Origin of the sequence: Nonomuraea sp. NPDC049129 (assembly GCF_040648495.1) — a bacterium.
Lineage (GTDB): Bacteria > Actinomycetota > Actinomycetes > Streptosporangiales > Streptosporangiaceae > Nonomuraea.
Genome location: NZ_JBEZDU010000052.1, coordinates 1 through 26,955, shown reverse-complemented (window position 1 = coordinate 26,955; position 26,955 = coordinate 1). Strand labels below are relative to the sequence as shown.

Genomic DNA, 26,955 nt, shown 5'->3' with positions numbered 1-26,955 from the left:
TGTGCCGGGTGGTCAGGGTGTCGGGATGGTCGGGGCCCTGGACGCGTTCACGGATGGGGAGCAGGGTGATGAGCTGGTCTCGGGCCGTGGCCGCATCGCCTGCCTTCGCTGTCCAGGTGGCGAGGTTGTGCCGGGTGGTCAGGGTGTCGGGATGGTCGGGGCCCTGGACGCGTTCACGGATGGGGAGCAGGGTGATGAGCTGGTCTCGGGCCGTGGCCGCATCCCCCGCCTCCCCTAGCCAGGTGGCGAGATCGTGCCGGGTGGTCAGGGTGTCGGGGTGATCGGAGCCTGATACGTGAAGATAGTGCGCGTGAATCTCCCGTTGGATGGCCAGGCCGGTGGCGTAGTCTCCGCTGTCTTCCAGGTAGTCGAGCACCTGCTTCAGACCGGGTGAGTCCAGAGGCAGGGCGGCGCGAGCGTGGGGGAGGAGTCGCCGGTAGACCGGCCACATGGCCACATGCGCGACTTCCTCAGGGAGGGCGGCCTCAATTAGATCGGCGGCCTGGTGCCGGACAGCGGCGCGTTGACCATCAGGCAGCTGGGCCAGGATGCTTGCTTGGATCAGGCGGTGCACACTGATCAGGTCCTGGGGATCCTCGGCGTCGCGGTCGTCGGTGCTGGTAGTCAGCGTGATCAGGCTGTAGGAGGCGAGCAATGCCAGCGCCTCCCCCACCGCCAGATCTTCGGTGTCGTCCAGGCCGTCCAGGATACTGGCGGGCAGGTGGTCAGGTGCGTAGCAGGCCAGCAGGTTGAGCAGGTGCACGGCCAGTGGATTGACCTCCTGGATGCGCTGGCAGCTGACGGCCCACACGGTGGCCACCACGCGAACCGCATTGTCGCCAGCCGGCGCCGCGGCGTGCATACGGTCCGGGATCTCTGCAAGCTGGCGCAGGTAGCGGGCCACGTTCATACGAGGGGTGCGGGTGATATAGGCCCCGGCTTGGGTTAGGGCCAGGGGCAGGTCTCCGAGTTGGTCAGCCAGTCGATCCAGCAGCTCGGCCTGGCCCTCCGCCTGCGGCCCCATCAGCGTGGTCAGCAGGGCTAGTGAGGCCTGTCGTTCTAGCAGGTCCAGCCGCAGCGGGGTGATGCCAAGTTGCTGCCAGCCGACATCCCGCCGAGTGGTGATCAGCACATGTCCGCAGGTGAGCCGGGCCAGATAAGGCTCGATGTGGCTGACCTCTTCGACGTTGTCAAAGAGGATTAGCCAGTTTTGGTGGTTACTCAGCCAGGTCATCGCCCAGCCGGCGGCTTCCTCGGTTGTGGCCTGCTCGGCCGCCACCGAGTCAATGCCCGCCACTAGGGCCCGTGTCAGGCCGGCCAATCCGGTCTGGGCCTGGTCGGGGGTATCGGCGTCGATCCACCACACCAGCCGGTAACCGTCGCGATGGCGGTAGGCATACTGCAAAGCGAGTTCGCTCTTGCCCACGCCGCCCAGCCCGAGCACCGCCTGGCTGATTACGCCCGTTCCCCTCCCGGCCGTCAGCCTTGTGTGTAGACAATCGAGGGCTCGGTCGCGACCGACGAAGGCCGCCGCGGGACGCCGGGGTAAGCCGACCAGCTCCTGCGGTTCGGGTACCTGGGATGCGTCGGGCAGCGGCCGGCGCGATGGCAGCACGTCGCCAGCGAGGAGCATGCTCCGGGAGATGCCTCCGGTCACGGCAACGGTCCGCTCGCCACTGCGTCCAGTGAACATGATCAGTTCGTCGCCGCTCATCACCGGCGCCCGAATGTCACCGATCTCGCCGCCGATGGCGATCGAGTGGGCGGCTTCGGCGTTCGTACTGTGCGGGCCGCTGATCCGGGCCGAGCCGGGCACCTGGCCGATCACCATGCCGCCGCTCATAGTCGCGATTGCGGGGGAGCCCGGTCCCGACGACGAGGCTGGCCCTGGCACAGAACCTGCCGTTGATGGCGCCGCCTGTTGGCGCAGTTGCGCCCACAGCGCCGCTGCCGATAGCAGCAGCCCCAGCCCGCCGATGACCATGCTCACGACGCTGGCACGCTTGTCCAGCACATCAAGCGTGGCATCCACGAAGAACGCCCATATGCCCCAGCCCAGTAGCGCCAGCGACAGCAGCAGGGCCGCCCCGACCAACAGACGCCACTGACGGCGCTGGGGCACGGAAGAAGGCGAAGAGCCAGTCACCCTCTCATGGTGACGCCCGCACGCGTGCAGGTCTTGACCGTGGCGAACCCGTTACCTCCGATGCCGACGAGGATGCTCCGCCGTCATCGAAGCCTGCCCCGACTGGCTCAAAACGAAAGTGGTGGAAGCACTTCGGCGGCGCGATGCCACCTAGCTGTTACGTCTCCGATAAAGCTTCCAAGATCCGTACGCTCTTCGTACGTGATCATGGGCATCCGCTGGCCATCGCAGGCATGGAGTGGCACACGCGGAAACACAAAGGACCTGCGTTTCCGCAGGTCCTTTGCCATCTTGCGACGTAGATCGCGAGTGCCCCCTGTAGGATTCGAACCTACGCACCCGGCTCCGGAGGCCGGTGCTCTATCCCCTGAGCTAAGGGGGCTCAACGAGTGATAAGGCTACCAGTATCGGGCCACCACTCCGCACCACGATAAAGGTCCAGCCACACATCCAAGGAAAACCCCACGTGACCGCGCCACTACGGGTAGCTTTGCGGCCGTGGGCGAGGTTCTTGGCAGGGTACTGGTCGTGGACGATGACGAGGTCATCCGTCAGTTGATCGCGGTGAACTTGAGCCTGGAAGGGTTCGAAGTCGCCACCGCCACCGATGGGCAGGACTGTCTCGAGCGGGTGCTCGATGTCATGCCCGATGTCATCACGCTTGACGTGATGATGCCGTTTCTTGACGGCTGGGTGACAGCGGAGAGGCTGCGTACCGATGAGGCGACCAGTCACATCAAGGTCGTGTTGATCACGGCGCGGGCGCAGGACGACGACAAGCGGCGGGGGCGAGGGATCGGCGTCGACGCCTATCTCACCAAGCCGTTCGACCCGGCGGAGCTCATTGAGGTGGTCCGCGATCTTGCGGCGGGAAGCAGGGTCTGAGCCCCACTCGTTTCGTTCAACGAGTGAGTGGGGTTGAGCTCAAGCGCCTCGATGGGCGTTGAGATCGAGCGGCCTCGATGGTGATCGCCGTCAATCAGGTCGCTGTTCGGGTGAAGGATTCTGGTAGGGGTTTGGGTCGAGCGGGGTGGGCAGTTGCGGCGCAGAATGCGCGAAGTGTCCCGATGTGCCGACCTCAGGGCCCGTCGACGTCGTCGTCGGGCCACTCCCCCACCACCGAAGCGTCAGCGTCCGCCACAGCCAGGCACGTGGGGCTATCGGTCCTCGGCCCAGTGCAGGCGTGCGGGTGGCATAGAGCGATAGAGCGATAGAGCTAGGGCAGCACGCAGGGCCACGGGCGCCCAGTGCAGCCGCGTGAGGGCACAGGGCAAGAGGAGCGCACGAAGGACGTCGGGGCTACAGCAGTGCGCGTGTCCGGGCCTCCGCCGCAGCCTGCGTACGCGTAGAGACCTCCAGCTTGCCCAAGATGTTGGACACGTGCACACTCACCGTCTTCTGCGCGATGAACAGCCGTTCCGCGATCTCCCGGTTCGTCAACCCCTCCGCCACCAGCCTCAGCACCTCGGTCTCGCGTGCCGTCAGGCCCCCGTCGCCATGCCCGCCGCCGCCGGTGGTGAAGCGGGCTCGGCGGGCGAAGTCGCTCAGCGCGGTCTCCAACGGCGTGGCGCGGAGTTTGCCGGCTGCCTCGCGGGCCAGGTCCCACTCGGCCTGGGCTTCTGTACGGGCGCCTGCTGCCAGCAAGGCCTCCGCCAGGCGCCAGCGGGCGCGGGCTGCCTCATAGACGAAGCCGAAGTCGAATGCCGCCACCACGCGCCGCCACAGCTCCACGTCGAGGCGGCCGTGGACGCGGTGCCATTCGGCCTCCGCTCGCAGGGCCCAGGCTTGGCCCTCCGGGCCCATGGGGCCACGTTCGCCCACTGGGCCGGATTCGACGGCGAAGCGGACGCGGTTGAGGAGGTCGTCGGCGCCTTCCACCTGTCCTAGGTCGGCTAGTGCCCACAGGCCGATGGCGGCGACGCGCAAAGTGCCCGTCTCGCCGGGTTCGAGGGTGGCCATGGCGGCCTCTACGTGTTCCAGGGCGAGGGCGGGGTCGCCGCACCAGAGGGCGTGTTCGGCGGCCATGCCTCGGGACATGTAGGCGACGAGGAGGTCGGACCAGAACGGGCGTAGCCAGTTGAGGCGGGCTTCGACGGCGGGCAGGCCGCGGGCGACCTCTACGAACAGGGCGAACGACGACAGGACCGCCTCCGGCAGTGTGCCGACTCGAGCGCCGAAGCCGGCGGCGGTGGCCTCGGCCTCGTCCCATTCGCCGGCCACGTAGTGGATCAGGAAGCGAAGGAAGCGCAGGTCGGTGCCGTAGGTGCTCCAGTTGAGGCCGGTTTCGACCGCCAGGTGGATGCCCGCGTCGGCGATCTCGGCCGCCTCTACGAGCAGGCCCTGCTCGTAGAGGATGCGGGCGTAGTGGAAGCGGGCACGGAGGTCCATGGCCAGGTGGCCGGTGTTCGCGGCGGCGGCGGTCTGGGCGAGCGAGCGGGCCCGGGTCATGTCGCCTTCGTTTTCCGCGTGCAGGGCCAGGGTGAGCAGGGCGCCCGCTTCCGCGTCGCGGGCGCCTGCGGCTCTGGCCGTCTCGATGGCGCGGCGGGCGATGTCCTCGGCTTCGGCGTGCCAGGCGGACCAGGTGATCGTGCGGGCATGGGTGGCCAGGGCTCGGGCGAGGGTGGGCGGGTCGGCGGCGGCTTCGACGGCACGTTGGGCCGCGGCGATGGCGCCTTCCTGGTCGTCGAGCTCGACCAGGTAATAGGCCAGCCGCTCGTTGACCTCGGAGGTCGGGGGCAGGGCGAGCAGTTGCTGGACGGCGCGGTGGTTGTCGCCGCTGTCGGCCGCCATCACCGCGCTGCGGAAGGCCAGCGTGGCCCGCTCCTCACCGGCGAGTTCGGCGGCGTCGGGGACTCGGTCCCACAGGCTCAGCACCCGGTCGTAGTGGCTGTGGGCTTCGGCGGGCGCGCCCAGGCGCTCGGCCAGCCGGCCGGCCTTCGCCGAGGCTGCCAGGGCTCCCGCCAGGTCGTGGCCGGCCAGGTGGTGGTGGGCGAGCTCGGCGGGCGAGGTGAGCAGTCGTGCGAAGTCGGCGTGCAGTCTGCTGCGCTCTCCGGGCAGCAGGTCGGTGTAGGCGGCTTCCTGCAGCAGAGCGTGCCTGAAGGCGTAACCGTAGCCGTCGACGCGGAGCAGGCCGCGCGAGACGATCTCGCGTACGGCCTCCTCGAAGTCGGCCAGCGGGAGCCCGGAGACCTCGCGCAGCAGCTCGTCCTCGACGCGTCGGCCGGCGACCGCGGCGGCGCGCAGCACCCGCTGGCCGGGCTCGGACAGCACCTCGACCCGGGACATCAGCAGGCTCGCCAGCCCGTCGGGCAGCGTGTCGCCCTCGGCCAGGGCGGCGAACAGCTCCTCGGCATAGAACGGGTTGCCGCCCGCGCGGGTGACGATCACGCCGAGCTCCTGTGCGTCCACATCGCCCAATGTCGCGACGTAATCAGACATCTCGCCGGAGTCGAGAGGGCCCAGTTCCAGGTGGGTGACGCTGGGCAGGCGCTTCAGCTCGGCCAGCACCGGCCGCAGGGGATGACGGCGGTGCAGGTCGTCGGTGCGGTAGGTGCCGACGACGCACACGCGCTCGCTCTGCACCATGCGGCTCAGGAACACCAGCAGGTCACGGGTCGAGCGGTCGGCCCAATGCAGGTCCTCGATCACGAACAGCACCGGCTGGACCTCGGCCAGCAGCCCCAGCAGCGAGCCGAACAGCCGCTGCTGCGTGAGCCCCGCCGGAGGCGCGCTCTCCACGCCCGGCAGCAACTGGCCGAGCAGGGGATGGGCGGCGGCCGCCTCGCGGACGGCGGGCTCGGCGCCGCGCAGGGCGTCGGCGAGCGGGAGGTAGGGCAGCGTGTCGCCGAGCTCGGCGCACTGCCCGACCAGCACGTTGAAGCCACGGGAACCGGCCTCGGCGACCAGCTCGGACACCAGCCGGGTCTTGCCGATGCCGGCGTCGCCGCCGACGAGCGCCACCTCGGCGGTGCCGAGGGCGGCGGATTCGAGCACACGCGCGAGTCTCGCCAGCTCAGCAGCGCGCCCGACCAGGAGACCCTTCACGGCAGCAACTATGCCACGCCTGGCCGACATTCCGATTGGCCCAGGAACGGGGTACCCGATTGGCTCTCAACAGCGGGCCAAAGCCGCTTTACGCTTATATTTCATGATCCCTTGGTCCACGTACGTGCTCTTCGTGGGCGCCTCGCTCGCACTGGTGCTCATCCCTGGTCCGAACCACCTCTACATCACCGCCAGGGGCCTTTCCCAGGGCCGGGCGGCGGGGCTGGCCAGCGCGTTCGGCGTGGAGACCGGCACGCTGGTGCACATCGTGGCGGCCGCGGCCGGGCTCTCGTACCTGATCACGAGGTCCGCGACGCTGTTCGGGATCGTCAAGTGGGCAGGAGTCGCCTATCTCGTCTATCTGGGGGTACGCGCGCTCACCGGCAAGGAGCAGGCCGAATCCGAGGTGGCGCGGCCGCCGCAGCCGCTCGGCAAGGTGTTCCTCGAAGGTGTCGTGGTGAACCTGCTCAACCCCAAGGTCACGCTGTTCTTCCTGGCGTTGCTGCCACAGTTCGTGAAGCCGTCCGCGGGGTCGCCGGCGCTGCAGATCGTGGTGTTCGGCGTCACGCTGCTGGTGCTGGGGGTGCTCTCTGACCTGGTGTACGCGTTCACCGCCGGGGCGCTCGGCAGCCGCCTCGTCAGGAGGGCCAGGGGGCTGCGGCTCTTCAGCGGTGTGGTGTACCTGGGGCTGGGCGTGATCACGGCGTTCGCCGGGAGAAAATGACCGCATGGCGCCGAGGAAGCAGCAGGAGATCTTCGACGCGACGCTGCTGCTGGTCGCGGAGAAGGGGTATGACGGTCTGACCGTCGAGGGCGTGGCCGAGCGGTCGGGCGTCAACAAGACGACGATCTACCGCTGGTGGCCGTCGAAGGCCGCACTGCTGGGGGCGGCGCTGGTGGAGGCGGAGGCGCTGGAGTTCGAGGCGCCGGACACGGGGAGCCTGCGTGGCGATCTCGTCGCGCTCGTGGAGGGGGTCAGGCGGCTCCTCACCCAGCCGCCGGCCAGGGACATCGCGGTGGCCGCGCTCGGCGCCGCCGTACGCCATCCCGAGCTGGACGCGCGGCGGTTCTTCGCGGATCGGTTCGCGCGGGAGCGGCAGGTCTTCGAGCGGGCGGTACGGCGGGGTGAGCTGAAGCGGTCGGTCGACCCGATGCTGGTGGTCGATCTGCTGGCTGGGGCGGTGTGGGTCAGGGCGGTGTTCCGGGGGTTGCCGCTCACGGACGAATTCGCGAGTCAGGCGGTGTCCATGGTGCTCAATGGTGTCATGTCCTAAGGGACAACTTCGCGAGCCAGGCGGTGTCCGCTGTGCTTGGTGGCGGTGTCATGTCTTAGTGGGATAAATCGTGACCGCCCAAGCGGCCCGTCAGAGGGCCTCGGCAAGTGCGGCCGGAATGCGGTCCAGCACCGGGTACGACATCAGTCCATAGGCGTAAAAGTCCACCGCCAACGCCCCCGCCGCCTTGGCCCCCCGCGCCTTCGCGACCAGCCGGTCAGCCGAGTCGCTGTCGGGATAACCGGGCCGCAGCACCGCGCGTACCTCCCGATCCTTGCCCACCGACCGCAGATACGCGCCCACGTCGTCGGCCACCCGGGCGGCGTCGCGCGCGTAGGCGAGCACCCCGAACGCGGGCACGAGGTCGCCGAGCGCCACCAGATCCACGCCCAGCTGCCAGGCGTCGTGCGCGGCCAGGCCGGGCGAGGGCAGCCCGTCGGTGTAGCCCTTGACGGCGCCGGTGGAGTCGATGAACACCAGCTTGGAGCCCTCGTCCGCCACGGCGGAGGCCACCTCGGAGACCAGTGTGGTGACGGTCTCCGACCGGGCGCGGGCGTAGGCGACCACCTCGGGCCCCGCGTACGCCGTCAGCGCCGCCCGCGTCACCTCGCCCTGCGCGGGCGGATCGCCGTCGAACACCCCGCCCACGATCCTGGCGCACTCCTCGCGGGCCACCTCGGCGTTGACGCCCAGGTCAGTGGCCCGGCGCATGCAGTAGTCGCAGAAGCACAGGCCGAACAGGTAGGCGTCCATCGGCCCGAGCGGTACGAATGAGCGCTGCGGTTTGAGCGGTCTGAAGTGCAGTGACTCGGCCACGACGCTGTCGACGCCGAGCCGGGCGACCGCCCTGGCCAACGCGACGGCGTACTGCCGCACATCGGGATGCGCCGGGCACAGGTCGGTGAGCGAACCTCGATCGCCGAAGCAGTCGCGTACGGTCACATCTGGATGCTGGGTGCCGATCGTGGCATTGCGCAGGAAAACCGTCCAGCCATGGAGCTTCAGCCCTCGCTCCGAACAGGCTTCGCGCAGGCCGTCGAGCGCGTTCTGGTATCCGGCCGTCGGCCTGAGCCGCAGACCGGAGAACAGGTCGGCCGGCGGGACGAAGTGGGCGCCGTCGTGGCGGAGCGTGAGCCTGGACAGTCCATGCGGGGTGACGTCGCGGGAGGCGTGGTGTACGGCGCCGACGGTCACGCCCGCCACGCCGTACCCGCTGATCCTGTCGAGCACCCGCTCGACGCCCTCGCCGCGTAGATCTTCGACGAAGACGTACACCGAACTGTCCACGGACCGACCTTACGCGCTCTTGTGCGCGACGAAGTCGATCTCCACCAGGATGTCCATCAGGTCCGAGCCGACGGTCGTGCGGACCGGGTACGGCTGGCTGAAGTACGACTTGTACACCTCGTTGTAGGCGGCGAAGTCGCGCTTGAGATGCTGCAGGTGGACCGTGGCCTTGACCACGTCGTCGAAGCCGAGGCCGTGGGCGGCGAGAATGGCGCCGAGGTTGCGCATGGTCTGGTGGGTCTGGGCGGCCACGTCGTCGCCGACGACCTCACCGGTCTGCGGGTCGAGCGGCCCCGCGCCCGAGGTGTAGACGAAGTCGCCGACGACCAGACCTTGGGAGTACGCGCCGACCGGGGCCGCGCCCTCGGTGGTCCTCAATTCCTTCTTCACAACATCTCCCTAACCAAATTGGGTGCTTATTGTGCCGACGCGGCGGTAGTCCCGGTCGACCACCGGGAGCGTGCGCCACTTGTCGAAGGCGGTGCACGGGTGCGAGATGCCGAAGGCGAGCAGGTCGCCCGGCTTGAGCCCGTCGGCGCGGACGACCGTGTGCTGGTCCTGCATCTTCACGATCGTGACGCCGCCGCGCCTGGGAACGGGCAGGCCCTCGTCGTACGGCGCGTCGCGCTTGCCCAGGCCGACGATCGCCAGCCCCGGCTCGGGCGTGGACAGCACGTGCGCCCACACCTCCATCGCGGGCCACAGCTCGCCGGGGACGCGGTTGAAGGGCGTGCGCTCGCGGTAGTAGCCGTCGTCGTGGGTGACGTACGCTCCGGCGCGCAGGACGATCCTGGCCTGGGTGGCGACGAGCTCGCGCCCGATCACGTCGAACCACTGGCTGCCGCCGACGGTCAGGATGGGATTCTTGACGCGGATGTGCTCGGCGGCATCCTGCAACAGATACAGATATTTCCTGACCTCGGGCGCCGTCTTCAGCGCCCCTTCGTACCCGGCGATACCCGCCAGCTCCACCCCATCGGTCCGCTGTACATGCGCGGCCACCTCCAGCAGCTGGTCCAGCGTCCGGCACCCGGCCCGCCCGCCCTCATGCCCGAGCTCGACCAGCACGCTGAACGGCCGGGACGAGGCATGCCGGGCCAGGATGTCCACCCCGGCCACGGAGTCCACGAAGGACAGGAAGTCGAAGCCCGGGTCGGCGGCCAGCTCCGTCGCCGCCCACTCCAGCCCGGCCGGGTCCACCATCTGGTTGGCCACCATGACCCTGGCCGCCCCGAACTCCCGCACCGCCATCGCCTGCCGCGCCGTCGCCACGGTGAGCGCCCATGCGCCCGCTTCGAGCTGCATGGTGGCGATCTCTCGGGACATGTGCGTCTTGGCGTGCGGCGCCAGCTCCATGCCGTGATCGCGGGCGAAGGCGGCCATGGTCGCGATGTTGTGCTCGAGCGCCTCCTGATGCACGACCATCAGAGGGAGGGTGGCCCCGTCGAAGACGGACCGATTGTGTTCGTGGATTCCCTGCACAACACCCCCATTTGTCCGCGCCTGACCCTATCTCATGTTTATTTTATGATCTTGTATGGCGGGCCGGGTGGAGGTGGCTGGGCGCCGATGTTTTTATGATCTTGTACGGCAAGCCCGGTGAGCCCCACCCGCCGCACGGGGCCGGGCCCTGTCCAGGGGCACGCTCCTCCGGTGGAGGTGGCCGGGCGCCGTGACGTGCGCATTCTGGGCCCCGTCCGTGGTTCCAGGGGGCGCCGACCGGTTACGGGCGCAGTGCTCGTCCCGGAGTCTTGCCCGTCAAGACGCCGTTCGCCAGCACCGGAACCCCCGACACGAGCACGTCGTCCACTCCCCTCGCCGGTGTGCGCGGAGTCTCGTACGTGGCCAGGTCCGTCACCGTCGCCGGATCGATCACCACCACGTCGGCCGCGAAGCCGCGCCGGAGCAGGCCGCGGTCCGTCAGGCCGAAGCGTCGCGCCGGGTGCGATGACAGGTGGACGGCGGCCTGCCCCCACGTCCAGTCGCCGAGCTCACGCACGTGCCGTCCCAGGAACCGGGCGAACGCGCCGAAGCCACGAGGATGCGGGTGGCCGCCCACGTAGATGCCGTCCGAGCCGCCCGTATGCGAAGGGTGGCGCAGCACGCGGCGTACCGACTCCTCCCCCTCCGGGCCCTCGTCGGGACGGGCCGTCACGCAACCCGCCTCCAGGCGCGTCTCTATGAGCAGGCGGCGGCAGAACTCGTGCGGCGCCAAGCCCGCCCGCTCGGCCGCCTCGACCATGCCCAGGCCCTCCGCCCACTCCAGGCCGGGAGCGTGGGAGATGGTCAGGCGCGGCCAGGTCCGCGCCAGCTCCGGCCACCAGGCGTCGAGCTCCCCGGACGACAGCATCTCCAGGGCGCGGTCCGGCTCGGCGCCCGGGACCTCGGGCGGCAGGACGACCATCGCGAGGATGGTGTTGCCGCGCAGGTAGGGGTAGGAGTCGAAGGTCAGGTCCACGCCATCGGACAGTGCCTCCTCCACCAGGGGGAGCAGGACGTCGGCGGGTCCGTGCAGGTGGGATATGTGCACGGCCGTACCGGATCGGTGGGCTATCTCGACGACCTCCGACATGCCTACGTCGGCTCGCTCGCCGTAGGCGCGCATGTGGGTGACGTACGGCAGGCCCGCGAGTGGTGCGCACAGGGCGGCCAGTTCCGCCGCTGAGGCGTAGCGGCCCGGCAGGTACTCCAGGCCGCTCGACAGGCCGACCGCGCCGTCCGCCAGGCCGCGTTCGACGTGGGCGAGCAGGCGGGTCAGCTCGTCGGGTGCGGGGACGCCTGAGGAGGGGCCCATGACGTCGTAGCGGATCGTGCCGTGCGGGATCAGGTAGGCGGTGTTGAGCGCGACCGCGCGGTCGTACCCCTGGAGCAACTCGGCGACCGACAGCCCGCCACCGGAACGCACGCCATCCGAGACACGGGGGCCGTTCACCGCTGCGAAGTAGCGTTCGGCGTAGGCGACGGTGTCGGCGGAGCCGGGGGCGAAGGACAGGCCATCCTGTCCCAGTACGAAAGTGGTCACTCCCTGGCGAAGCGTCGCCAACTGTACGGCGGGGTCGAAGACGGCCGCGTCGCCGTGGGCGTGGCAGTCGATGAACCCCGGTGCGACGAACCGTCCGTTCGCGTCGATCACGAAGGCGGCCTCCGCGCCGTCGAGGCGGCCCACGGCGGCGACCCGGTCGCCGGTGATCGCCACATCGGCTCGGTACGGCGGCGCCCCCGTCCCGTCGAGCACGTGTCCGCCGCTGATGATCACATCGAAAGCCACTCAAGGATTAAACATGATCCAGCAGGTACCGCGCGGCTGCGGTCCTACCCGGGAAACCCGTCCGGCGGCTGTCGTCGACTCGAACGGCCGACAAAACAGAACATGATCACTTTTGATCAAGCTTGAGATGGTTAATGCGCTACATGGCTATTTGTCCACTATATGAGCGGGAATTACCTCAAGACGCTCGTTGGTCGAGGCGGGACACATGGCCGTGCTCTTCGCCGGAGACGGAGAAGGTCATGATCGAAAGAGGTGCGCTCGTCGTCCTCGGATCGGCTCTTGTCGCCGCCCTCGCCCTGCCTCAGGGCTTCACCGCGGCGGTCCCGGCCACCCGTACGGCGGCCCTGTCGACACGGCTGAACCCGTGCGACGACAAGGGCCAGGGCTGCCCGAAGGGCTACTCCGACGGCTACGCCAACGGCGTACGGTGCCAGCCCTCCCGCCCAGGTAAACACCCGGCCTCAGGCCAGCCGGACTACAGACTCGGCTACAAGGTCGGCTGGGCGGTGGGCCGGAAGCACGCCGGCTGTGGCGGGGGCGGTACTTCCGGGCGCGCCCAGTCCAGGCACCAGGGCAAGAGACGGGGCGCCGCGGACGCGGCCAGGTTCCACCGGTGTGTGAAGAAGCACTTCAAGGGCCGGTCGAAGACGTTCAAGCACGGTTATAAGGCCGCCAACCCCCACTGCTAGGACCACCGGCCGTCAGTCGGAGATCCGGAGCTCCGGGCGGTCGCAGCCCGTGGTCGTGGTGGCGACCGGATGCTTGGCGAGCAGTTCGCGGGCCTGCGACCTGGCCAGGTTCCAGCCGTTCCACGCGTCCGGCTGGCTCAGGCCGTTGGCCTTGATCACGTCGGTCAGTACGCAGCTGCGTTGCGGCTCCGGGAGCCGGTCCAGGGCCGGTACGGCTTCCGCGCCGAGGTCGCCCAGGTAGTCCGCGTCCAGCTTGGCCGGCCCGCGTACCACCACCTGTGTCCGGGCCACCTGGAAGTCCGGGTTGACGATCGCGAACGCGCCCAGTCCGAGCCCGGTGACCAGCACGATCGTGCGGGGCAGCCAGCCGGAGCCGCGACCGGCCAGCCGGGCCGCGCCCGCCAGTATGACCAGGGCGAACAGCGCGCCCAGCCACCACACCGTGGCCTGCACCGACAGGCGCAGCCGGGACAGGCCGTACGCCTCGGTGTAGAGGTCCATGCGGTGCAGCGCGGAGGCCAGCACGACCATGGTGAGGGCGCAGAGCACGCCGAGCTGGCCGGCCAGCAGCCAGCGTTCGCGCCGCTCGGTCCGGAGCAGGCCGGCCACGACGGCGACGATGCACATCACGAACACGCTGACGACGACGAGCTGGAAGAAGCCCTGCCGGGCGTATTCGGCGTAGGTGAGGCCGGCGGTCTTCAGCACCCAGGAGTCGCCGCCGAACAGCACGGTGATCTGTACTGCCACGAACGCCGCGAACAGCAGGTTCACCGCGGTCAGCGGCACCACCCAGACGCTCCTGGAGACGCTGAACTTGACCTCGGGCCCGACCGGATCCACCACGGGCCGCAGCGCGACCAGCACCACGGCGGCCAGCAGCACGGCCCCGACCACGAACAGGAAGATCCGCAGCGGCACCGACTCGGCCCAGTCCGGGGTCGCGGTCAGGCGCTCCAGGTAGGTGGCGAACACGGCGTCGGCCGAGGCGAACAGCAGGCCGAACACCACCAGCAACACCGCCGTGATGCCCAGCGCCGCGACCATGGGCAGGATGCGCCGCTTGGCGGTCAGCCGCTTCAGCGGCTTGGCCAGGAACCACGGCACCGGCCCCAGCGCGAGCAGCACCGACACGCCGCCCCTGATCACGCCCAGCCAGCCGAACCCCGCCCCGGAGACGGCCAGCGCCAGCAGCCCGCACCCGGCCATGAACAGGATCCCGACCAGCCAGTCGGCGTCCCGTACGGCGGCCATCGCGATCAGCCAGTAGGCGGTCAGGCCGAACAGCACCGTCCACGGCGTGATCCGCCGCAGCACCGCGGGCAGCGCCGCGGCGCCCAGCACCATCGTGACCAGGACGATGCCCAGCCCCACCTGCGCGTCCGGCAACGCCACGGCCGTGAACACGCCGGCCCCCGCCGCCGCCGGCAGCAGCCAGCGCGGCGTCTCGGGCAGGTCGGGGCGCGGGAAGAGCGGCGGCGGGACGTACGGCGGAGGCGGGGACTGCGGCCCATGCACCTGCGGACCAGGCACTTGCGGCCCGTGGACCTGCGGACCAGGCTGCCCCGGCCCCTGGTACGGCTGGCCCGGCGGCCGACCCTGAGCGGGCTGGTACGGCAAGGCACCGGCAGCCCGTCGCCCGGTGCCCGCCCCCAGAGACACCCCGACACCCCCGATGAGCGCGGTGACCAGCACGAGCGTGATGAGCGCGGCCGTATCGCTGCCCGTCGCCACACTGACGAACACGGCCCCGAACAGCCCGGCCAGGAACCCGAGAAGCAGCCCGATGACTCCTCCCCCGACCATCCGCGCAAGCCGCCCAGCGGACACCGGCACCGCCGACATGGCCGCCCGCGCCGACGACGGCGAAGCCCCCGACGAACCCGCCGCCGGAGCCAGAGCGACCGGCTGACCCGAGACCATCGGCTGACCCGGAACCACCGGCTGAGCCAGCGCGACCAGCTGCGCCAACGAGTCCGACAAAGCCGCTGGGACCGGCTGGGCCGACGGGACCGGTGGGGCCGACGACACCGGCGACTCCGGCTCCTGAGCCGACGAAGCCGACGTAGCCGCGAGCACCGCCTGCCCCGCCGTCTCGGTCTCCGGCGTGGCCTCCGCATCCCCCGCGGCCTTCACCTCAGACAGACCCGGCTCAACCACACCGACGGCCGGCGCCACACGAGCCTCCGGCACCCCGCCCTCGAGTAAGGCATCACCCGCCGTAACGGGCGCCACCCCTTCGTCGGCCCCCGAAACGGGTTCTAATGGCGTATCCGCCATGATGGTCCTCCCTGGTAGATCGACGATCATGCGGCACCCCGCGCAGTCGTCGATGCGGATCGAACCGCCGTGCAGTTCGACGATCTCCTTCACGATCGCCAGCCCCAGCCCGGCACCCCCGCCGTCCGCCGTCCGCCCCGCGTCCAACCGGGAGAAGCGCTCGAACACCCGCCCGTGAGCCGAGGCGGGGATCCCCGGCCCCTGGTCGGCGATGGTGATGCGGACCCCGTCGCCGTCGGGCGCGCCCGTCACGGTGACCGAGCCGCCGGGCGGGCTGTGGCGTACCGCGTTGTCGAGCAGGTTCGCCAGGACCTGGGCGAGCAGGTCGGGGTCGGCGCGTACGACGAGGTCGGCGGGGGCCGCCGGGGTGAGCCGGACGTCCTCCCGCGCCAGCGCGGCCTCGCGCACGGCCTGCTCCAGCAGCGGCGCGAGCTCGACCGCCTCCGGTTCCATGAGGCGCGCGCCCGAGTCGAGCCGTGACAGGTCGAGCAGTTGCGCCACGAGCCGGCCGAGCCGTTCGGTCTGGGCGAGCGCGGTCTTCATGGTGACCGGGTCGGCCGCGGATACGCCGTCCACGACGTTCTCCAGGACGGCGCGCAGGCCGGTGATGGGGGTGCGCAGCTCGTGGCTGACGTTCGCGACGAGCTCGCGCCGTTGCCGGTCGACCTCGCCGAGGTCGGCCGCCATCGCGTTGAACGCCCTGGCCAGCTCCCCGACCTCGTCGCGCGAGGTGGCGCGGACGCGCAGCGTGTAGCGGCCCTTGGCGATGGTCTGGGCGGCCCTGGCCATCTGGCGCAGCGGCTTGGTCATGCCCATGGCGAGCACCTGCACCATGATCAGGGCGAGGATCAGCGCGACCACGATCCGGATGGACCGGGACAGGCCGGAGTTGATGCCGACCTCGTTGACCAGGAAGGCGGTGCCCACGGCCAGCACGATCACCAGGCCGAGCTTGACCTTGATGCGGCCGAGGAAGTCCAGCGGCTGTCTCATCGGCGGACCAGCGCGTAGCCGACGCCGTGCACCGTACGGACGACGCCGGAGCCGAGCTTGCGGCGTAACGCGCGTACGTGGCTGTCCACGGTCCTGGTCGCGGCGGCCTCGGAGAAGCCCCACACGTCCGACAGCAGCCGGTCGCGCTCGAAGACCTGGCCGGGCCGTTCGGCCAGGCGGCGCAGCAGGTCGAACTCCGTCCGGGTGAGCTGCGCCTCGGCGCCGCGGACGAACACCCGGCGGGCCGCGGTGTCGATCTCCACCTCGCCCACCCTGATCACCGTGTCCTCGGAGGCGAGCTGAAGGGCCCGCTCGACCCGGCGCAGCAGCGCGTGGATCCGGGCCACCAGCTCTCGCATGCTGAACGGCTTGGCCAGGTAGTCGTCCGCGCCCACCCCGAGCCCGACCAGCACGTCGGTCTCCTCACCGAGCGCGGTCAGCATGAGCACCGGCACCGGCCGGGCCGCCTGCATCCGGCGGCACACCTCCAGCCCGTCGAGTCCCGGCAGCAGCCGGTCCAGGATCACCAGATCGGGCTCCGCCCTTCCGTACTCGGTCAGGGCCGTCTCCCCGTCCCCCGCCACCCTGACGTCGAACCCCTCGGCCGCCAGCCGGTTCCGTACGGCCAGGGCGATGGTCTCGTCGTCCTCGACCAGGAGGATGCGTCGCTGCTCTGCCACGGACGAAAGCCTAGAAGGGGGCTGTGCAGACGGCACTCCCCAATCTGTGCATATCCGGTGCAGACTGAGCCGGTGAACACGGACGGATACCTGCGCCGCCTCGGGCTTCCCGACCTGCTGACCGCCCCGCCCACGGCCGAGAACCTGCGCCGGCTGCACGTCGCGCACATCGAGCGGGTCCCGTACGAGGCGCTGGAGATCTGGCTCGGCCGTCCCACCACGGTCGATCCCGTCGAGTCGGCCGGGCGGATCATCCGCGGCCGCGGCGGCTACTGCTACCACCTGAACGGCGCGTTCTCCCTGCTGCTCATGACGCTCGGCTACGACGTGACCAGGCACGTGGGCGGCGTGCAGGTCCCCAACGGCGCGCCCGGCATCACCGCCAACCACCTGGTGCTCACCGTGCGCGGGCTGCCGTCCGACGACAATCCGGACGGCGAGTGGCTGGCCGACCTCGGGCTGGGCGACGCGCTGCACGAGCCGCTCCCGCTGGTCGCGGGCGTCTACCGGCAGGGGCCCTTCTCGTACGGCCTGCGGCGTTCCGAGGTCGCGCCGGGAGGCTGGCGGTTCGACCACGACCCGAGCGGCTCGTTCCCGGGCATGGACTTCGACCCCGCCTCAACCGACATGTCAGCTTTTACTGCGATGCATCATCACCTGTCGACGTCGCGGGAGTCGGGTTTCGTGCGGGTCGCGACGGTCGCCCGGCGGGACGCTTCCGGCGTGGACCTCCTCCGCGGGCTCGCCTTGTCGCGCGTGGGCAACGGCGCCCATTCCATCACCCTCCATACGGCTCGTGACTACTACTCCGCGTTGTCCGACGTGTTCGGATTGCACCTGGACGACGTCAGTCAAGAAGAGAAAGAAGCCCTGTTCGGGAAGGTTCACGACGCGCATGAAAAGTGGCTGTCGGGAACCCACGCCTAGCCCATGGCTTTGCCATAGAACGTGGCGATATCGTGCACCTCGGGATGGGAGAGACCAAGAAGCTCGCCGGTCGCTACCGGCTGCTGAACCCTTTGGGCGCGGGTTCCGTACGACTGGCATTCGACGAGGTAGAACATCGTGACGTCGCGGTCAGGGAGCTACGTGTGCCCGCCGAGTTACGCGGATCCGCGCTGCAGGACGCGCGGCGGGCCGCCGGGCTCCGGCATGCCTCCGTCGTACCGGTTCTCGACGTGGTGGTGGAGGACGGCGAGCCATGGCTGGTGATGGAGTTCGTCTCCGGCACCTCGCTGGAGCAGACCGTGGACTCGCGGCACCCCTTGCCCGTGCAGCAGGCCGCCCGGGTGGGCGTGTGCCTGCTGTCGGCGTTGCGGACCGCTCATGACACGGGGATCGTGCATGGGCGGGTCAATCCGGGCAACGTGCTGCTCACCTCGACGGGCCGGGCGGTGCTCACCGGGTTCGGGCTGCCGGGGCTGGGCATGCGGCCGGCCGCCGACATGTGGTCGATGGCCGCGACACTGCACTTCGCCGTCGAGGGCAGACCGCCGGGGCGGGCCCCCGCGGAAAGCACCGACGCCTTCCGATGGCTGGTCAGGGCCATGCTGGAGCCCTCCGGACCGCCTCCGGTCGACGTGGTGGCCGGGATGCTCGACCGGCTCGCCGTGGAGCAGACGCTCGGGCACGTCCTCGCCACGGCCGGGCCGCTGCCGCCCGCCCGGGTGGCCGAGATCGGGCTGGCCGTACTCGACCAACTGGCCGACCTGCACGCCCGGGGATCGCATCACGGCGGTGTACAGCCGGGCAACGTCCTGATCGACACGGCCGGCCGGGCCACGCTGGCCACTACTCCCCTGCCCGCGCCGGTGTCGCACGCGCCCGTGATGCCGGCGACGATCCCGGCCTACACGGCGCCAGAACGCGTGCCAGGACCGGCGGCGGACCTGTGGTCGCTGGGCGCCACGCTGTTCGCGGCCGTCGAGGGGCATCCGCCCGCGCCCGGCGCCCCGCTGGCCAAGGCGGGCGCGCTGGCGCCGGTCCTGTTCCGCCTGCTGTCGGGGTTCCCGGCGCACCGGCCGGGGCCGGACGCGCTCCGCAAGGACCTTAAGGCCGTCGCGGACCTGTTTTGAGATACATCGCGAATGGAACCACTGGAGTGGTCCACTCGTTGGACTCAAGACGCACAATGGGAGAGGCGGGGCGCGCGCTCCGCGTACGGAGGAAGTTGAGGATGTCACCAGTCCAGAAGTACGCCATCGGCGCAGGCGCCGCGGTTCTGCTCTCGCTGATCTTCTTGCCCGGCTGGCTCACCCTGCTGGTCGTCCTCGGCGTGGTCGCCGCCCCGGTGGTCGGTTACCTGATGCTCGACCCGTCGCAGCGCGAGCGGCTCAAGCGAGCCCGCAGACGCGGCATCGGCAGCTGAACCCAGCCCGACCCGGGCCGGGTGCGCGGCGGGGCCTCAGGCCGCCGCCGCGGCCAGGGCCGTGTGCACCCGGCTCGTCACCCGGCGTTCGATGTAGAACGACAGGAACGGCACCGTGCCGCCGAGCATGATGCCCAGCATGTACGGCCAGCTCCAGCGCGCCTTCATCCCCAGGTTCATCACCGTGATCAGGTAGATCATGTAGAGGAAGCCGTGGATGGGCGCCACGATCTTCGACAGGCCCACGATGCCGAAGCCGTAGCGCAGCACCATGGCCACGCAGAGCACGAGCAGCATCACGCCGACGATGTAGGCGAGCACCCGGAAGGGCTTCAGAGCCGATTCCACCGTTAACCTTCCAGAACCATCTCAGGGGACTTGCCACTGTCCCGATCACGATCCGCTCGCACGGCGTCGCGTACGAAGTGGAACCACATGAACACGGCGAACCCCGCGAAGATCCACCAGTTGGCGGCATAAGCGAGATTACGCCAAGTCAACTCCCCGCCGACGACCGGCGGCCGGACCTTCACCGGCGTCAGCGGTCCCGAGGCGGGCTGGGCGACGACATAGCCGTTGCGCACCTTCTGCCCGCTCCACAGGTTGATCAGCTCACCGGTGGACACCGTCTGCACCTGCCCCGCGGGTAGCCCCTCGGTGCGGCGCTGAACGCTGTCGGTGCCCTGCGACGGGCGCAGCCGCCCGGTCACCGCGACCTTGCCACCGGGCACGGCCGCCGCCGGATCGCCGGCCTTGGCCACCCAGCCGCGAACGACCGGCACCAGCGTGCCGTCGTCCAGCCGGAGCGGCGTGAGGACCCAGTAGCCCTCGTCGCGCGAGACGTTGCCGCCGGGCGCGTCGACGTCGGCCGGCCGGTCGGCCACGAGCAACTGGCGCGGCGCGTCGTAGACGCCCTCCGCCGAGACCTTGCGGCCCACTGCGGGCCCGGTCAGCTGCGCGCCCACCTGGGACAGCGTGGCGACGCCGACGGCGGCGGGATCGGTGTCCGCGTGCGGCTTACCGGAATCCTGGAACACGCCGAGCTGCCAGCGGCCGAGCAGGATGAACGCGATGAGGACCCCGATCGTCAGCAGGTGCAACCCCACCACGCGTGGGGAGAACAGGGTCCGGAGCATGCTTCAAAGCTATCCGGCCACTAGGCCGGTCCCCTAATCAGCCCATGTCCACAGATCACACCAAAAGCGGCAAGCGCACCAGACGATCACGCTAAGCTGCTGGGCATGTCTGACCAGCATATCGACCCTGCCGGCAACACTCAGCAGTTCCGCGCGTTCGCGCAGCGGTCCGAGCAGGAGGCGGCGCCGAGCAAGAAGTCCCCCATTCTGCCGATCGTCGCGGTGATCGCCGTCGTCGTGATCATCGGCGTCGCGGCCTTCCTGCTCCTGCGCTAACCCCGCGCACTTCAGAGCGCCGACGGCCACCCGCTCTCGGCGCTTTTCGTGTGCCTTGAGGACAGGTAACATACCGACCAGTCGGTGTGATATGGGTCACCCTGGACGGACCCGGACGCCTCTCATTACATTGGACAAGTCGTCTAATAAAGCGGAGGAGCAGTGGACGAGCCAGGAATAGTGATCATCGGTTCGGGCTTCGCCGGGATCGGCATGGCGATCAAGCTCAAGGCCGCCGGCTACCACGACTTCGTCATCCTGGAGAAGGCCGCCGACCTGGGCGGCACCTGGCGCGACAACACCTATCCCGGCTGCGCGTGCGACGTGCCGTCGCCCATGTACTCCTACTCGTTCGACCTCAATCCCGGCTGGTCGCGGATGTTCTCCCCGCAGGAGGAGATCTGGGACTACCTGCGGGCGTGCGGCGAGAAGCATGGCATCACCCCGCATTTCCGGTACGGCAAGCGCGTCGTCGCGCTGGAGTACGACGACCTCGACCGCCGGTGGGCGGTGACCACGGACGACGGCGAGACTCTGCGGACGAATGCCGTGGTGTCGGGCATCGGTGCCCTACACATCCCATCGTTCCCCGAAATTTCGGGACGTGAGGTTTTTGCGGGGGCGGCCTTCCACTCCGCCGAGTGGGACCACTCGGTCGATCTGACCGGCAAGCGCGTCGCGGTCATCGGCACCGGGGCCTCGGCCATCCAGTTCGTGCCGCGGATCGCCGAACGCGCGGCGCGACTCACCGTGTTCCAGCGCACACCACCCTGGATCCACCCCAAGCCGGACTTCGGCTTCTCGCCCTGGGCACAGCGGCTCATGCGGTTGCCGGGCGCCGCCAGGACGGTCCGCAACGCCATCTACTGGCTGCTGGAGACCAGGGCGCTGGGCTTCACCGTCGACCCGAAACTGATGAAGGCGTCCGAGCAAGCGGCGCTCAAGCACCTGGAGAGGCAGATCCCCGACCCGGAGCTGCGTGAGCGGCTGACGCCCGACTACACGATCGGCTGCAAGCGCATCCTGCTGTCCAGCGACTACTATCCGGCGCTGACCCGGCCGAACGTCTCGCTGGTCACCGACGGGATCGCCGAGATCAGGGAGCACTCGATCGTCGACGCCGCCGGGGTCGAGCACGAGGTGGACGTGATCGTCTACGGCACCGGGTTCAAGGTGACCGAGGCGCTCCAGCGGCAGCGGATCGTGGGCCGCGACGGGCTGAAGATCCAGGACGCCTGGCAGGACGGTATCGAGACCTATTACGGCATCTCCACCGCCGGGTTCCCGAACCTGTTCTTCCTCCTCGGCCCGAACACCGGCCTCGGCCACAACTCGGTCGTCTTCATGATCGAGTCGCAGGTCCGCTACGTGATGGACTGCCTGCGGCTGCTCTCCAAGACCCAGGCCAGGGCCATCGACGTCAAGCCGGGACGGCAGCGGGCGTTCAACCGGCGGCTGCGCGAACGGCTCGACCCGCTGGTGTGGAACGCGGGCGGCTGCCGGTCCTGGTACCTGGACGAGCACGGGGTGAACCGGACGCTGTGGCCGGGCTTCACCTTCGAGTACTGGGCGCGTACCCGGAAGATGAAGCCCGGCGCGTACGAACTGATCTACTAGCCGGGTTTCACCACGAGGGCGCTGCCGCCGCCCCGCCGGACCGGCTCGGCGACCGCCTGCACCTTGCCCCGGCCCAGGAACTCCAGCGCGGTGGCCGCGCCGATCTCCGTGGTCAGCGCGAGCTTGTGCCCGCGCGCCTCCAGCTCGGCCCGGTACTTGTCGAGGAAGGCCTGCTCGGCCAGCGTCTGCTCGGTGTTGCGCTGCGTGGCCCGCGGCGCGGCGACCGCGTCGGGCAGGCTCATGCCCAGCTCGAAGCGGTTGACCAGGATCTGCAGCACGGTCGTGATGATCGTCGAGCCGCCCGGCGAACCGGCCGCCAGCAGCGGCCGGCCATGGGCGAAGATCAGCGTCGGCGCCATCGACGAGCGGGGGCGCTTGCCGGGGGCCGGCAGGTTCGGGTCACCGGGGGCGGGGCCGAAGGTGAAGTCCGTGAGCTCGTTGTTGAGCAGCACCCCGCGCCCCGGGACCACGATGCCGTTGCCGCCGGTGGACTCGATCGTCAGGTTGTAGGCGACCACGTTGCCCCACCGGTCGGTGATGGTCATGTGGGTCGTCTCGGGGCCTTCGTCGGTGGTCGCCGTGGCCGTGCCCGCCGGGGTGGCGCACGCCTCATAGCTGCCGTCGGGGTTGCCGGGGGGAGCGGGGTTGGGCATCGCCTTGTCGCCGATCAGGCAGGCGCGTTCCTTGGCGAAGCCGTCGGACAGCAACTCCTTGAGCGGCACGTTCGGGATGTCGCCGACGTACTTGTTGCGGTCGGCGAAGGCCAGGCGGGAGGCCTCCAGGTATTCGTGCAGGCCCACGCTCGGCAGGGACTCCAGGATGTTGAGCGCCTCGCCCACGGTCGAGCCGCCGGAGGAGGGGGGCGCCATGCCGTACACCTGCATGCCGTTGTAGTCCACGCGCGTGGGGTCGCGCTGGAGCACCCGGTAGGCGCGCAGGTCGGACAGCTCCATCAGGCCCGGCCGTACGTTGCGGGTGGCGCCGGGGGTGACGGGCGGCTGCTTGACCGTGGCGACGATCTCTTTGCCGAGCTGCCCGTCGTACAGCCAGTCGATTCCGCGTTTACCCAGCTCACGGTAGGTGGCGGCGAGTTCGGGGTTCTTGAAGACGGAGCCGACGGGCGGCGGGGCGCCGTTCGGGAGGTAGAGCTTGGCGGTGGAGGTGATGTCCTTGAAGCGGGCGAGGTTCGCGGCGGTCTGGTCGTAGAAGGTCTGGTCGACGACGAAGCCCTTGGACGCCACCTCGATGGCGGGCTGGAGCGCCTGCTTCAGCGAGAGCGTGCCGTACTTCCGCAGGGCCACATCCCACTGCGCGAGCGTGCCGGGGATGCCGGCCGACAGGCCGCTGGTGACGCCCTCGTCGAACGGGATGCCCTCCAGCGTGGTGGCGGTCATGGCCTTCGGGGCGGTCTCGCGGCCGTCCAGCGTGACCACCCTGCGGCTGCGGGCGTCGTAGTAGACCATGAAGCCGCCGCCGGTCAGACCCGAGGAATAGGGCTCGGTCACGCCGAGCACCGCGCCGGCGGCGACGGCCGCATCCATGGCGTTGCCGCCCTGCTTGAGTACGGCGATGGCGGCCTTGCTGGCGTCGAAGTCCACCGTGGCGACCGCACCGCCGTACCCCTCGGCGACGGGGGCCTTCTGCTGCGGTGTGGGGGTGGCGGCCGGCGCTGGGGTGGACACAAGCGTTGGCGTGGATGCCAGCGCGGGGGTGGACACCAGCGAGATGAGGATTGCTGCTGCTGCAGGAACGATCACTCGGCGCATGTATCCACCTTGGCCCAGGTACGCCCATCGTGGTAGGGCCCCCTGCGGCGGGAGGATGATGCGCAGGTCAAGCGGGTGGCCTAGCGTTGGGGGGTGCGAAAGAAGCCGGGGAACGACGTCTACGTCGCTTTGGTCGTCGCGGTGATCCAGGTGGTGCTGTCGCAGGGGGCGGCCTGGGGGCAGCAGGGATTCAGGGCGCCGCTGGATTCGCTGGCGTACGTGTTGCTGCTGGTAGGGCCGGTGGCGATCGCGGCCCGCCGGAAATTTCCCGTTCTTTCGACTGCCATCACGCTTTTGGCGACATATGCATATGTGGTGGTTGGCTATCCGTATGGGCCGGTTTTTCTGGCGCCGGTGTACATGCTCGGGTCGCTCGTCGTCAGCGGGCGGCGGCTGGTCGCGTGGATTCTCTCGGGGGTCACGCTCGCCGTTTTCCTGATTTATGCCTATTTGGTGGCCAACCAGACCCTTTGGATCTTCCACACGCTGGCGATCACCGCGTTCATCCTGCTGTTCATGGTGATCGCCGAGCTGGTCAGGATCCGCAGCGAGCGGCGCGCCGAGCACCAGCGGGTCGTCGAGGAGGAGTCGAGGCGACAGGCCAGCGAGGAGCGGCTGACGATGGCGCAGGAGCTGCACGACGTGCTGGCGCACAACATCTCGCTGATCCACGTCCAGGCGTCCACCGCCCTGCATCTCATGGACGATCAGCCCGAGCAGGCCCGTACCGCCCTGACCACCATCAAGTCCGCCTCCAAGGAGGTTCTCGGCGAGATGCGCTCAGTCCTCAACGTGCTGCGCGAAGGAGCCCCCCGCTCCCCCACGGCCGGGCTGGACCGCCTCGACGAACTCGTGACACGCTCCGGCCTGGACGTGACGCTCAAACGCGTCGGCTCCCGGCCGCTGCCGCCGCAGCTCGAACGCGCCGCGTACCGGATCATCCAGGAGGCCCTCACGAACGCCGCCCGCCACGCGCCCGGATCCCGGGTGACGGTCCGGCTCGAGTACGGCACAGGCGCGCTGGGCATCCTGGTCACGGACACGGGCGCGACGAAACCGGCCGTACTGACCGAGGCAGGCAGCGGCAACGGCATCCCCGGCATGCGCGAACGCGCCTCAGCCCTCGGCGGCACCCTGACCGCCGGCCCGGCAGGCAACGGCTTCCAGGTCGAGGCCACACTGCCCCTCCCCGAGGAGACCTCGTGATCAAGCTCGTACTGGCCGACGACCAGGCTCTCGTCCGGGCGGGCTTCAAGGCCCTGCTGGATGCCCAGCCCGACATGACGGTGGTCGCGGAGGCCGCAGACGGCGCCGAGGCGGTACGCCTGTCCCGCGAGCACGAGCCGGACGTGGTGCTCATGGACATCCGCATGCCCGGCACCGACGGCCTGGCCGCCACCCGCCAGATGCCACCGGGCCCGCGCGTCATCATCCTGACCACGTTCGAACTGGACGAGTACGTCTTCGAGGCCCTGCGCGGCGGCGCCAGCGGCTTCCTCGTCAAGGACACGGAGCCGGCGGAGCTCATCCAGGCGGTCCGCGTGGTCGCGGCCGGCGAAGCCCTCCTGTCCCCCAGCGTCACCCGCCGCCTGATCGCCGAGTACGCCACCCGCGCCAAGGAACCCTCGAACACCAACCACCGCCTGGACCAACTGACGGACCGCGAACGCGAAGTCCTGTCACTGGTAGGCACCGGAAAGACGAACGACGAGATCGCCGCGGACCTCTTCATGTCCCCCGCGACGGCGAAGACCCACGTCAGCCGAGCCATGATGAAACTCCACGCCCGAGACCGCGCCCAACTCGTCGTCATCGCCTACGAATCCGGCCTGGTGAAACCCGGCTGGCTATAGACAAGCACGGCCTTCGCCTGGGCTACCGCCCCTTAGCCGGGTCCGGGGCCGAAGCGTTCTCAGGGGGTGGGACAGCTGCGGGCATTCGCGTGCCATCGCCCCCGATCGACGTGCTCATCCACCACCTGGAGCACATCACCGTCACCGACCCACTGACATGGTTCCGACTGACCGGACGCGAGTGACTGGGTGATGGCAGAATGTGACCATGCGGCCACCCCGAGCGAGATCCTTCAATACCACTGGCCCGTGCGACCCGCGACGCCACTACATGCTGCCCCCCACGCCACGGCTCCCCGAGGCACGGGTACTCATCGAGATGGACCGTTACTTCGTGCTGCACGCGCCCCGCCAGACCGGCAAGACGACCGCGCTGCGCACCCTGGCGGCCGAGCTGACCGCCGAAGGCGACACCGCCGCCCTGATGCTCTCCTGCGAGCGCGCCAAGGCGGCTGGCGACGACGTAGCCTGGGCGGAGTCGATCCTGCTGAAGTCCCTCCGCGAAGCCGCCGCGCGCTCGGGATGGCCAGAGCAACTGCTGCCGCCGGATCACTGGCCGCAGGACCCGGCGGGCACCCGGTTCGGTGCGGCGCTGAGCGAGTGGTGCCGCCGCTGCCCGCGCCGGGTGGTGCTGTTCCTCGACGAGATCGACGCCCTGCAGGGCAACAGCATGGTCAGCATCCTCAGCCAGCTCCGCGACGGTCACAACGCACGGCCAGAGGGCCAGCCGTTCCCCACATCCGTGGCGCTGTGCGGGTTGCGTGACGTGCGTGACTACAAGGTCGCCTCGGGCGGCGAACCCGGCCGGTCCAACCCGGCCAGCCCGTTCAACATCATCACCGAGTCGCTGCGCCTGGGCGACTTCACCGCCGACGAGATCGCCGAGCTGTACGGCCAGCACACACAGGCGACCGGCCAGGAGTTCACCAAAGACGCGGTAGACCGGGTCTTCGAGCTGACCCAGGGACAACCGTGGCTGGTCAACGCCCTCGCCTTTGAGACCATCCTCCAGATGGGGAAGACCATTACCATCACCGCCGGTCAGGTGGAAGATGCCAAGGAGCGGTTGATCCGAAAGCGGGTCATGCATCTGGACTCGCTGGTCGCCCGGCTGCGGGAGCCGCGGGTCAAGCGGGTGATCGAGCCCATCCTGGCCGGGGACTTCCCCGACGTCGACTCGACCTTCGACGACGACCTGTCCTACGTCCGCGATCTGGGCCTGGTCAAGCAGAAAGCCCTGCTGGAGGTGGCGAACCCGATCTATCGGGAGGTCAT

At 69.6% G+C, this 26,955-nt stretch carries 23 protein-coding genes and 1 tRNA gene; 12 read left to right on the top strand and 12 right to left on the bottom strand.

What is annotated here, in order from left to right; all coding sequences use genetic code 11:
• Both AB0B64_RS59655 and AB0B64_RS59650 read right to left on the bottom strand, forming a co-directional pair.
• A partial coding sequence (locus AB0B64_RS59655; RefSeq protein ID WP_358206081.1) for a tetratricopeptide repeat protein occupies positions 1 to 2,122 on the bottom strand: 2,122 nt, incomplete at its 3' end.
• 334 nt (positions 2,123 to 2,456) lie between these two features.
• Positions 2,457 to 2,528 (bottom strand) — tRNA-Arg (locus AB0B64_RS59650).
• A 116-nt stretch (positions 2,529 to 2,644) separates the two neighbouring features.
• Here AB0B64_RS59650 and AB0B64_RS59645 point away from each other — a divergent pair.
• The gene (locus tag AB0B64_RS59645; RefSeq protein WP_357941552.1) at positions 2,645 to 3,031 is read left to right on the top strand and encodes a response regulator; all 387 of its coding nucleotides are present in this window, start codon (positions 2,645 to 2,647) and stop codon (positions 3,029 to 3,031) included.
• Positions 3,032 to 3,445: 414 nt separating this feature from the next.
• On the opposite strand, the gene AB0B64_RS59640 is transcribed toward AB0B64_RS59645, so the two are convergent.
• Positions 3,446 to 6,190 (bottom strand): AAA family ATPase, encoded by a 2,745-nt coding sequence (locus tag AB0B64_RS59640; protein ID WP_358206073.1) that lies wholly within the window; start codon positions 6,188 to 6,190, stop codon positions 3,446 to 3,448.
• Positions 6,191 to 6,293: 103 nt separating this feature from the next.
• Between AB0B64_RS59640 and AB0B64_RS59635 the strand changes: the two genes are divergently transcribed.
• Positions 6,294 to 6,914, top strand: a complete 621-nt coding sequence (locus AB0B64_RS59635) for a LysE family translocator (RefSeq protein ID WP_357941548.1) — start codon at positions 6,294 to 6,296, stop codon at positions 6,912 to 6,914.
• 4 nt (positions 6,915 to 6,918) lie between these two features.
• The gene (locus AB0B64_RS59630) at positions 6,919 to 7,464 is read left to right on the top strand and encodes a TetR/AcrR family transcriptional regulator (protein WP_358206062.1); all 546 of its coding nucleotides are present in this window, start codon (positions 6,919 to 6,921) and stop codon (positions 7,462 to 7,464) included.
• Positions 7,465 to 7,554: 90 nt separating this feature from the next.
• Here AB0B64_RS59630 and AB0B64_RS59625 read toward each other — a convergent pair whose 3' ends face one another.
• From AB0B64_RS59625 to AB0B64_RS59610, 4 genes are all read right to left on the bottom strand, one after another.
• Positions 7,555 to 8,751 (bottom strand): hypothetical protein, encoded by a 1,197-nt coding sequence (locus AB0B64_RS59625; RefSeq protein WP_358206059.1) that lies wholly within the window; start codon positions 8,749 to 8,751, stop codon positions 7,555 to 7,557.
• 9 nt (positions 8,752 to 8,760) lie between these two features.
• On the bottom strand, positions 8,761 to 9,141 hold the full coding sequence (locus tag AB0B64_RS59620) for a Rid family detoxifying hydrolase (RefSeq protein WP_357941542.1): 381 nt from the start codon (positions 9,139 to 9,141) through the stop codon (positions 8,761 to 8,763).
• A gap of 9 nt (positions 9,142 to 9,150) precedes the next feature.
• Positions 9,151 to 10,176 (bottom strand): alanine racemase, encoded by a 1,026-nt coding sequence (locus AB0B64_RS59615; RefSeq protein WP_358206053.1) that lies wholly within the window; start codon positions 10,174 to 10,176, stop codon positions 9,151 to 9,153.
• Positions 10,177 to 10,474: 298 nt separating this feature from the next.
• On the bottom strand, positions 10,475 to 12,019 hold the full coding sequence (locus AB0B64_RS59610) for an amidohydrolase family protein (protein ID WP_358206047.1): 1,545 nt from the start codon (positions 12,017 to 12,019) through the stop codon (positions 10,475 to 10,477).
• 242 nt (positions 12,020 to 12,261) lie between these two features.
• On the opposite strand from AB0B64_RS59610, the gene AB0B64_RS59605 reads away from it, so the two are divergent.
• On the top strand, positions 12,262 to 12,711 hold the full coding sequence (locus AB0B64_RS59605) for a hypothetical protein (RefSeq protein ID WP_358206041.1): 450 nt from the start codon (positions 12,262 to 12,264) through the stop codon (positions 12,709 to 12,711).
• Between the two features lie 12 nt (positions 12,712 to 12,723).
• Here the strand turns inward: AB0B64_RS59605 and AB0B64_RS59600 are convergent, their stop codons facing one another.
• The gene (locus AB0B64_RS59600) at positions 12,724 to 15,984 is read right to left on the bottom strand and encodes a DUF4153 domain-containing protein (protein ID WP_358206035.1); all 3,261 of its coding nucleotides are present in this window, start codon (positions 15,982 to 15,984) and stop codon (positions 12,724 to 12,726) included.
• Positions 15,981 to 16,664, bottom strand: a complete 684-nt coding sequence (locus tag AB0B64_RS59595) for a response regulator transcription factor (RefSeq protein ID WP_357941532.1) — start codon at positions 16,662 to 16,664, stop codon at positions 15,981 to 15,983. Before AB0B64_RS59595 ends, AB0B64_RS59600 begins: the two co-directional genes overlap by 4 nt.
• 72 nt (positions 16,665 to 16,736) lie before the next feature.
• On the opposite strand from AB0B64_RS59595, the gene AB0B64_RS59590 reads away from it, so the two are divergent.
• The 3 genes from AB0B64_RS59590 to AB0B64_RS59580 all read left to right on the top strand — a co-directional run bounded on the left by AB0B64_RS59590 (position 16,737) and on the right by AB0B64_RS59580 (position 19,032).
• Positions 16,737 to 17,591: an arylamine N-acetyltransferase gene (locus AB0B64_RS59590; protein WP_358206029.1), complete on the top strand. Its 855-nt coding sequence runs from the start codon at positions 16,737 to 16,739 to the stop codon at positions 17,589 to 17,591.
• A gap of 44 nt (positions 17,592 to 17,635) precedes the next feature.
• Positions 17,636 to 18,739, top strand: a complete 1,104-nt coding sequence (locus tag AB0B64_RS59585) for a protein kinase (protein ID WP_358206024.1) — start codon at positions 17,636 to 17,638, stop codon at positions 18,737 to 18,739.
• A 101-nt stretch (positions 18,740 to 18,840) separates the two neighbouring features.
• Positions 18,841 to 19,032 (top strand): hypothetical protein, encoded by a 192-nt coding sequence (locus tag AB0B64_RS59580; RefSeq protein ID WP_357941526.1) that lies wholly within the window; start codon positions 18,841 to 18,843, stop codon positions 19,030 to 19,032.
• A 36-nt stretch (positions 19,033 to 19,068) separates the two neighbouring features.
• On the opposite strand, the gene AB0B64_RS59575 is transcribed toward AB0B64_RS59580, so the two are convergent.
• Positions 19,069 to 19,380 carry a DUF3817 domain-containing protein gene (locus AB0B64_RS59575; protein WP_357941524.1) on the bottom strand — a complete coding sequence of 104 codons (312 nt, stop codon included), beginning with the start codon at positions 19,378 to 19,380 and terminating at the stop codon, positions 19,069 to 19,071.
• A 2-nt stretch (positions 19,381 to 19,382) separates the two neighbouring features.
• On the bottom strand, positions 19,383 to 20,168 hold the full coding sequence (locus AB0B64_RS59570) for an SURF1 family protein (protein WP_357941522.1): 786 nt from the start codon (positions 20,166 to 20,168) through the stop codon (positions 19,383 to 19,385).
• Positions 20,169 to 20,273: 105 nt separating this feature from the next.
• Between AB0B64_RS59570 and AB0B64_RS59565 the strand changes: the two genes are divergently transcribed.
• Entirely contained in the window at positions 20,274 to 20,444 is a 171-nt protein-coding gene (locus tag AB0B64_RS59565) for a hypothetical protein (RefSeq protein WP_357941520.1), read from the top strand.
• Positions 20,445 to 20,606: 162 nt separating this feature from the next.
• Positions 20,607 to 22,061, top strand: a complete 1,455-nt coding sequence (locus AB0B64_RS59560) for an NAD(P)/FAD-dependent oxidoreductase (protein ID WP_357941518.1) — start codon at positions 20,607 to 20,609, stop codon at positions 22,059 to 22,061.
• Here AB0B64_RS59560 and ggt read toward each other — a convergent pair.
• Positions 22,058 to 23,827 carry a gamma-glutamyltransferase gene (gene ggt / locus AB0B64_RS59555; protein ID WP_358206008.1) on the bottom strand — a complete coding sequence of 590 codons (1,770 nt, stop codon included), beginning with the start codon at positions 23,825 to 23,827 and terminating at the stop codon, positions 22,058 to 22,060. The two genes, AB0B64_RS59560 and ggt, sit on opposite strands and share 4 nt — an antisense overlap.
• A 93-nt stretch (positions 23,828 to 23,920) precedes the next feature.
• Here ggt and AB0B64_RS59550 point away from each other — a divergent pair, with 93 nt between their 5' ends.
• From AB0B64_RS59550 to AB0B64_RS59540, 3 genes are all read left to right on the top strand, one after another.
• Positions 23,921 to 25,033 carry a sensor histidine kinase gene (locus AB0B64_RS59550; RefSeq protein ID WP_358205998.1) on the top strand — a complete coding sequence of 371 codons (1,113 nt, stop codon included), beginning with the start codon at positions 23,921 to 23,923 and terminating at the stop codon, positions 25,031 to 25,033.
• Complete coding sequence (locus AB0B64_RS59545) at positions 25,030 to 25,680, top strand: response regulator transcription factor (RefSeq protein WP_358205993.1); 651 nt, start codon at positions 25,030 to 25,032, stop codon at positions 25,678 to 25,680. The genes AB0B64_RS59550 and AB0B64_RS59545 overlap by 4 nt, the downstream gene beginning before the upstream one ends.
• Positions 25,681 to 25,999: 319 nt before the next feature.
• On the top strand, positions 26,000 to 26,955 hold a 956-nt coding region (locus tag AB0B64_RS59540), incomplete at its 3' end, for an AAA family ATPase (protein ID WP_358205988.1).